At 32.9% G+C, this 7,689-nt stretch carries 7 protein-coding genes; all 7 read right to left on the bottom strand.

From position 1 onward, the window contains the following. Positions 1-586: 586 nt before the first annotated feature. The 7 genes from ACFSCX_RS19395 to ACFSCX_RS19365 all read right to left on the bottom strand — a co-directional run bounded on the left by ACFSCX_RS19395 (position 587) and on the right by ACFSCX_RS19365 (position 7,165). Positions 587-1,150: a hypothetical protein gene (locus ACFSCX_RS19395; protein ID WP_377929901.1), complete on the bottom strand. Its 564-nt coding sequence runs from the start codon at positions 1,148-1,150 to the stop codon at positions 587-589. A 398-nt stretch (positions 1,151-1,548) separates the two neighbouring features. Further along, positions 1,549-1,815: a hypothetical protein gene (locus ACFSCX_RS19390; RefSeq protein ID WP_377929900.1), complete on the bottom strand. Its 267-nt coding sequence runs from the start codon at positions 1,813-1,815 to the stop codon at positions 1,549-1,551. Between the two features lie 208 nt (positions 1,816-2,023). Next, complete coding sequence (locus ACFSCX_RS19385) at positions 2,024-2,230, bottom strand: hypothetical protein (RefSeq protein ID WP_377929899.1); 207 nt, start codon at positions 2,228-2,230, stop codon at positions 2,024-2,026. 420 nt (positions 2,231-2,650) lie between these two features. Next, a complete protein-coding gene (locus ACFSCX_RS19380) occupies positions 2,651-3,916 on the bottom strand; it encodes an MDR family MFS transporter (RefSeq protein WP_377929898.1) in 1,266 nt (421 codons plus the stop codon). Positions 3,917-4,303: 387 nt separating this feature from the next. Further along, a complete protein-coding gene (locus tag ACFSCX_RS19375) occupies positions 4,304-4,945 on the bottom strand; it encodes a class I SAM-dependent methyltransferase (RefSeq protein WP_377929897.1) in 642 nt (213 codons plus the stop codon). A gap of 881 nt (positions 4,946-5,826) precedes the next feature. After that, positions 5,827-6,207: a hypothetical protein gene (locus ACFSCX_RS19370; RefSeq protein WP_377929896.1), complete on the bottom strand. Its 381-nt coding sequence runs from the start codon at positions 6,205-6,207 to the stop codon at positions 5,827-5,829. A gap of 301 nt (positions 6,208-6,508) precedes the next feature. After that, positions 6,509-7,165 carry a Type 1 glutamine amidotransferase-like domain-containing protein gene (locus tag ACFSCX_RS19365; RefSeq protein ID WP_377929895.1) on the bottom strand — a complete coding sequence of 219 codons (657 nt, stop codon included), beginning with the start codon at positions 7,163-7,165 and terminating at the stop codon, positions 6,509-6,511. Positions 7,166-7,689: the final 524 nt, after the last annotated feature.

Genomic DNA, 7,689 nt, shown 5'->3' with positions numbered 1-7,689 from the left:
AAAATAGAGTCTTCATCGATCTTTATTATTTCACCCTGAATGCCTTCGATGTTGACGCTACTTGTATTATTATCGTTATTTGAACAACCGATAATCAATAATAATAGAGTTATGGAACAAATACTCTGTATTAAACGCATAATTCCACCGTCTTTCTGTTCTTATTCCACTATCCTGCTCCTTTACTTCAAGAAAAAAAGCCAATCTCCTTCTTGAAGATTAGCATCCTTTAGCTTATCAAGGTTATTTATCAAATTCTTCTTCCAGTTCCTTTTCTATTTCTTCGTTAGAAACGTAAGGCTCTTCCTGCTTTTCCTTTGATTTACCATTAGAAAAAATCAACCCTACTCCAACTATAAAGACAATCAAAACAAAAACAATTGTTATAGTAGGAGGTCCTCCTCCATTAAGCAAAAGCATTTTGAAATATAATGGCAATTGTTAGTAATGATAAACTTATTATTAAAATACCAAATAACCTATTCACTTATATTACCTCCCTTTTAAACATTCCTACTTCTTTACTTCAATAATAAAGGCGAATACCGTGTTAAGCATTCGCTCCCTTTACTGAAGAACCCTGAAATCAAATATCACAGTTATCAAGGTCAATTTCGTACTCTTTTGGAATGTAATTTAACATTTTTAATGTACTATTGATTCGATTATCATTAGTAAATACGGTGTATCCAACTTCATGTATATCAATAAACGTTGCTACCTTGCCCCAATCAAGATTAGGGAACTCTGTTGGAAGGCTCCAATTCACATTTGGACATAAATCATCATAATGGATGCCATTACCTTGAAACATAAACGAACCTACCCCATTACAAGCAGACCACTCACAATAGTCCGTTATTAGTTTCAATTGAGCATTAGTTTCTACTTTAAGAATCATCCATTCACTTTTCTTATCTATTTGATATTCAATTTTAAGCAGTTTCATCTGTCCTATTTCCTCATCATCTATGAACATCATTGGTAAAACAAAGTATAAAGGAAACTCAAAAGTAGCTTTTATGAAATTGTTAGTAAAACCTTCAAAATCTCTTAACATAACTCCAATACTTAACACTGTGAAATCTTTCTTATTAAACTTAATCCTGTTAATCATGCTTATATGACTATTTTGACTGAAGACCGACATAATAATCACTTCCTAACGTTAAACGCGAGACCTCCACTTTTTTACCCTATGAACATCTTTCACAATAGAACAGTTATTATTCAACAATCCTGTCCATTACTTCAATAACACAGGCACTATTCCTGCTGGATCAGTGCCTGTGTTATTGAAGAAGAGCTCCATATACTTAAATAACGTCATTTTCACCTTTTAACCTTTTCACTTCTTTTTCCAAGTGGTCTAACCGTTTATGGATTCGATATATAATTGGAAGATATCCAATTACGATTAAAATTGCCCAACCCATTTCTCTTCCTCCTCTATTCGTATATTTTTATAAATAAACATATTCATCTACTACACTTGCTGCTAGATAAGTGACTGCTCTAATTAGAGATTTGCACCCATTTGTTTAGTAATCAAGAAATTAAATTACTTATCCTATTCAATGAGCTACTAATATGAAATATTGGAAACAAAACAGAACTAATAATATTGCTCTCTATAATTGCTTTCCAAAATATCATTCTGTTACGAAGCTTATAAACTAACAAAAATATAGATACAGTAACCGCAGAAAATAACAGCCATAAAAATTCCTTTTGTCTTTCTACTTCATTTTCCATAGCTTCGATCTTCCAAGTATCTTTTTCAGAAAAATTTACGTCTTTAATATTCTTTTCCATCCCTACCACATTGAATGAATTCAACGATATACTATCGTTTTTTCTTAAACAATGTTATAACCGTTTGGTAAAAAAGAAACTTTGTAAACAATAAGATATGAGATACCAGTAAGGATACCTGCAATCAATAAAAAAGCTATTACTTTCTTAACCTTTGTCACAAAAGTATCATTCATTTATTGAACCACTCCCCTTAAACACCTTAATTTTACCATAAAAATCCAACCTTTTCCGAGTTAATCGCCCCACACCCACTACAATTAAACCCACAACCATCTACAATGCCTTTTTGTTCATTTTGGAAGGATGTTTTCACTCTATTTTCAGCAAAGTCTTCTGTTACCCAGGGTGAAAAAGCAAATATAATAATTGATACAACTATAAAAAAAATACTTATAGTTACCTTTTTACGCATAAATATCACCCCTTACAAATTTAATAATTTATTGCTTGTTAATCTTCAACATTCCTGCTCTTTACTTCAAGAAAAAAAGCCAATCTCCTTCTTGAAGATTAGCCCCGTTACTTTAAGAACATTATTTCACAATAAAAGTAAAATAAAAAATCCAGCCAATGTTAAGACTGAATTTTTTTCTAGACTATTAATCTTTGTGTCATATCTACCTGTCTTTTCACTTAATACTCAACGTCTTACAAAATACCGTCTACCTTCTTAGATATTAGGTTAATAATCTTTCTGTTGACTTTGTGAATACTATCAAGTCTATGTAGTGGGAATTAAGGATAGGTACCTTGCTCTGATTGTTCTATTTCCTGTCCCTCTAGCTTTCCACTAATCCACTTGCTCATTTAATAGGTAGTTCTGTTCTTTATCTTATGCTACACCAGCTTCACCTTGATTTTGAACTCTTTTCTCTAAGCTAGGGATAATTTTATTGATGAGCACAAACCCGATTATTCCCGTGACAAGTAATAGCATACTCATCATTTCTTTTGAAAGATATGCACCTAGTGTAACGGAAAGTGAAGCTAGAATCATTGAACCTTGATAGGTAAAGGCATTTACTGCCATGTAACTACTTCTTTTATCATCAGGCGGTATAGCTGCCAAATAACTTTGTTGGACAGGAACTCTCATTAGTTCTCCTAAGGTTGCAATAACCATAGCTAATAGTAAAATCCAAATGTTGTTAAAATAACTGATGGCCGTATAGCCGATGGTAAACAATACAATGGAAGTTAAAAAAACATGCTTATCTTTATACTTATGAATTAGCTTTGTTATAAGCGCCGCAAAAATTACAACGAGTACAGTGTTTTCTGTTCTTAAAATCCCTGTCATCTTTAATCCATCAATTGACCATAGAAACACGTTTTGTTCCGGCATATGTTCGTGGAGTCGAACTGCAATATAGTTAGTTAATTGAAATTCAAGGGACTGAATGAATAACCCCGCGATAACAAATAAGATAAAAACTTTATCCGTCGCTACCGTTTTGTAGCTTTTAAAGATATCCGTAAAGACTTGAAACCTTCCATTATTATTTTGTTTCGGATCTTGTGTTGGAACATAGCTTTCCTTTATGAAAAAGATTAATACAAATACCAATACAATAGCCATAACTGTCATAGCAATAAATAATTCAAATAAATAATCCTCAAATAAAAATGCTCCAACTGCTCCCCCTAATGCAATGGATAAATTACCTGACCAATACATGATACTGTACATAAGCTTCCGTTCCCTTGGTTTACTGACATCAATTAGCATCGCATCTGCTGCCGGCCCTTCAATTCCCCAACAAATACTTCCAACTAAAAACATAAAAAAAGTTAAGGAAGGTGATTCAAACCAAGGAGAATTAGCGAAAGTCATCACTATCAATGACACGACTCTTAAAACTTCAGCCATGACCATTAACTTCTTCCGCCCTATCCTGTCAGATAAATAGCCACCATAAAATCCTACTAAGGCACCAACAATAATATTAATTATTAATAGAATTCCAGTTAATTTCGCACCGAAATGAACAGCAAAATAAATAGCCATAAACGGAAAAATCATACTTCCAATAATTTCACTAAAAAATCCAAATATAATTCTCAACTTAATATTCGGATGAAAATCTCTAAAACCCATACAACATTACCCCATTTCATAATCGGGGGTCTAAGCAAATGACAGACTTTCATACTATTAATATAACCTTCTCAACATGTTGCCCAACCGATTGATTTACTATTATATCATAGATTATTGGTTGGTATTTACATATTAGGCAATTGTATGAATCTTGTTGGAATTGTCCCCGTTAGCCACACATGAAGCGCTAAATACCTGCACTTCACCACAGAGAATGAAAATATTAGATCGGTCTATACGGGCTTTAATCCAGTCAACTAGTCAATCCAATTGCTTTTTATAGCTCACTCCGTTTGTAAAACGAATGGAGATGGGGATTCTTTGATGTTGTAAATTTTTTACACTTGGAGACCTTTATTTTCATGGTGGTTGAACATAGACAGGCTATTTTATTGTATATGATAACCACCAAAAACATTGCCCTATATGTATTTCAAGATTATTAGAATATGGTGAAAATATTTCTTCCAGTTCCTTCTTATCATAATAATTCTTCAATATCTCATGTTGCTTTCCATTTTCAAGAGTTCTTATCTTATAAGTATTTTCATCATTATCTTTATTTATTAAACTACCACCGATAGAATTCATGTACATATTATCCGTCATAAAAACATCGGAATCTATACCAAGTCTTTCGTGTAATTGCTTTAAGAAATCAGTGATTCTATTTTTAGGTATATGGGAAAACCAGAAATTTGCATATCCACCTTCAAAAACACCCGCAATATCGCTTAACTGGTATGCATCTCCTTGTGTAAATAGGACATTATTTCTGTTGTATTTTTTTTCTTTTGCTATATTAAGAACTTCATTTGAAAAATCAATAGCAGTAACATGCTTAGCGACATCAGCTACGAACGGAGTCCAAAAACCTGTTCCACAAGCAACTTCTAACACATTCTTTTCTCTAAAGACACTTTCTAATCTATTCCTAATCATTAGTTGTTCTTGTTGTCTGATAGCATCGTCTCGAAAATATACTTTTTCATATTCCTTTGCGCGTTCACTATAATACAACTTCATATCGAGTCCCCCTAAGCACAAATTTCCTAATTTTAACATTAGATTGGGATTTATTCAACAATCCTGCTCTTTACTTCCTTAAAAGCCAGTCCTTTATCTTCCTCAAGTAGTAATAAAATAAGACCAGCAGCTGCTGATCTTTCACTTATTCTTATTAAAGAAGTGCACGCGATAGTTGAATAAGGATTTTATTTTATTTCATAACTTGAAAGCAACTCAACTCGTCCATTCTTTTTAAATTCTACTAATGCAAGATTTGAGATAGTTTTCTTAAAAGAAGGAGAATAATCTTTATATTTTTCTTTAAAATTACCGAAACTTGTCTCCGATAAATCATCCATTGCAAGTGTTATATGAGGAACCCGATTTTCTGTGTATAAAACTCAAACAAATTCTCGCAACACTTAGCCAAGGAATTGTTAATTTTCTTATGTAAATCAATTAGTTCATCCGTTTCAACACTTTCAAATAAACCACTTTTGACGGAGCTTCAAAAAAGCCAAAACCCTCTACTATTATTTCAAGGGGGAAAGTACCACACTGAGATTCGACAATTCATCTTTTAGTGAATCAATATTTGAACAACGACCGCCTTGGAATCCTAAGTTTGGATGATCAGACGATTGAACTCCAATAGAATTGTATTCTGTTTCAAATACATTCCAAAAACGTAATACTTCATCTCTTTCATTTCCAGTCAATAATCAAGCGATATCAATAGTTACTGTCATAATTACACCCACACCCAAAAATCCATTTAATATATAAACTTTATCATACCTTATTGCACTAAACTGCTTCTTTACTTCAACAAAAAGTGGTACTAATCCTTCATGGATCAGTACCACGTCTATTGCATTTTCGCCCCCGTAGTAATAAATCTAATTGTTTTTATTGATTATCTCATCAAGGTTTAAACCTGTAATAATATAATATTTATCGGTAACTACGTTTCCTCCGTTCCTAAAAACTCCGACTTCAACAACTTTATTCTTTCCACTAAAAATAATTCTTCCGTCTGGACCTTCTTCAAATATTATTTTTGACATGTCTTTTCTTGAGCTTGAATTGATTGTGTCTATAACAGTGTTTAACACTTCTCTATCTGTAATAACATTTGGTCCTTCCTTATCCCTATTTAAATAAATCGTCATCTTAGTAAAGCCTTTTCCTTTTATGGGGATATTAAAAAAGTAATAGCCATACGTTGCTATACCAATCGTTAACGTTATAGTGATAAGAAGTATGATTTTTCGCTTCATTACATAACACCCCTTTTACTATAAGCTGAATAGCAGTATAGAAAGACTTTTCATAATTGCGTTGTTGAACTATTCTGCCCGTTAATACAAGAATTTGTTGCTCTTATTGTCCAAGCAGCTGGTTTAGTTGAAGAAGAAAAAAGAGATGCACATTCAACACTCGCGCCCGATTGCAGTAGACCGTTCTGCACATCTATGCTTTCCGTACGATCCTATTTTACATAGTTCTCCTTCACTAAATTTAAAATATAGGCCATGCATAAACAAATTAATTCAATTAAGTCATAGCCATTCACTACAATCAAAGCGTCTCATCCAATTTCTGAATCTTTGAGTGGGAAATTAAAAAAACATTGCCAAAAACGTCGATTTTGTCTCCTTTTACACGTACAGCGCAATCTTTGTTCGACGCATAAATATTTATTTCTTCCGATAGGAGAGAAAGTTCGCTTAGAACCAGTGCAATATTATTTTCAAGATCAAAATGAGACAGGACGGAAAAATTGTCAAGACCGATTCCGTCGTAAACAGAGCTCATTTCAACTTTATATCCAAAGTTTTTCGAGCATAACCATTTAGCGGACATGTTGATTGCACCAGCGCTTGCTCCCATCACAACGGCGCTGCTTTTTTTAATTGAATCCCATAATTCATATTCCATCAAAAAACCATTTTGTTTAAGAGTATTTCCACCCAACAAGAAAATGACTGAAGCATTTTTAATTTTCGTTTGGGCATCTTCCTTCAGTACGCGATAATTAATTAAATGATATTCATCAAACATAATGCCAGCCTGGTCAAGCCACGAGCGTTCAGTAGCACCATTATCTTCATAAATAGATGGATTCGAGCTAATCATAGCAAGCGATTTTCTATCAGTTATATCCTCCTGTAACAGTCTGCCCAGATTCTCTGGAAAGAAATTGTTAAACCAACCTAAATAATAGTGAGTTTTCATAAGTACCCCCGTAGCAGAATGTAAAAAACATTTATTCCTGCGTCACCCATTCTATTTTCTTGTCCTAACAAAATACTCTTAATAAGACCCATTTGTTGAACACAAGTTAAACAGCGCTCTTCAATTAACCTGCCTCATTAGTAGAACAACATTTACAAAAAAAGAGCACTTCCCCTTCTTTAAGAAGTGCACCCGTTTTTTAAGTAAGAGAAACATGTTATTCACTAAACATTAAGGAAAATTACGGTAAAGTTATTATCCAAAAGTAAGTATCTATTAGAAAAACAATTTAAGTGTGACCGTCATTTAAAATGAAACAGTATCTGCTAAAATAACTGACACACTTTACTGGAAATTATCATCCCCGTTTTATAGTGAATTGCAGTTCTAATAACAATGCACCAGTTAAATCATTTTCCTAATTCTTTATGGTAAAGGTAAATAACAAAGAGCCAAAATATACATTATAATGAATAATATAATGTATATTTTGGCTCATATAGAAATTGGAGTTATTGAACTAA

Origin of the sequence: Bacillus salitolerans (genome assembly GCF_042680805.1) — a bacterium.
GTDB classification, from domain to species: domain Bacteria; phylum Bacillota; class Bacilli; order Bacillales; family SA4; genus Bacillus_CJ; species Bacillus_CJ salitolerans.
The sequence above is the reverse complement of the archived record's forward strand: the minus strand, read 5'-3'. Positions and strand labels throughout refer to the sequence as shown.

What these genes read in the sequence shown, in the direction of transcription:
- ACFSCX_RS19395 (WP_377929901.1), bottom strand. Translation starts at nt 1,150, where the DNA reads ATGTCGGTCTTCAGTCAAAATAGTCATATAAGCATGATTAACAGGATT.
- ACFSCX_RS19380 (WP_377929898.1), bottom strand. Translation starts at nt 3,916, where the DNA reads ATGGGTTTTAGAGATTTTCATCCGAATATTAAGTTGAGAATTATATTT.
- ACFSCX_RS19385 (WP_377929899.1), bottom strand. Translation starts at nt 2,230, where the DNA reads ATGCGTAAAAAGGTAACTATAAGTATTTTTTTTATAGTTGTATCAATT.
- ACFSCX_RS19390 (WP_377929900.1), bottom strand. Translation starts at nt 1,815, where the DNA reads ATGGAAAAGAATATTAAAGACGTAAATTTTTCTGAAAAAGATACTTGG.
- ACFSCX_RS19370 (WP_377929896.1), bottom strand. Translation starts at nt 6,207, where the DNA reads ATGAAGCGAAAAATCATACTTCTTATCACTATAACGTTAACGATTGGT.
- ACFSCX_RS19375 (WP_377929897.1), bottom strand. Translation starts at nt 4,945, where the DNA reads ATGAAGTTGTATTATAGTGAACGCGCAAAGGAATATGAAAAAGTATAT.
- ACFSCX_RS19365 (WP_377929895.1), bottom strand. Translation starts at nt 7,165, where the DNA reads ATGAAAACTCACTATTATTTAGGTTGGTTTAACAATTTCTTTCCAGAG.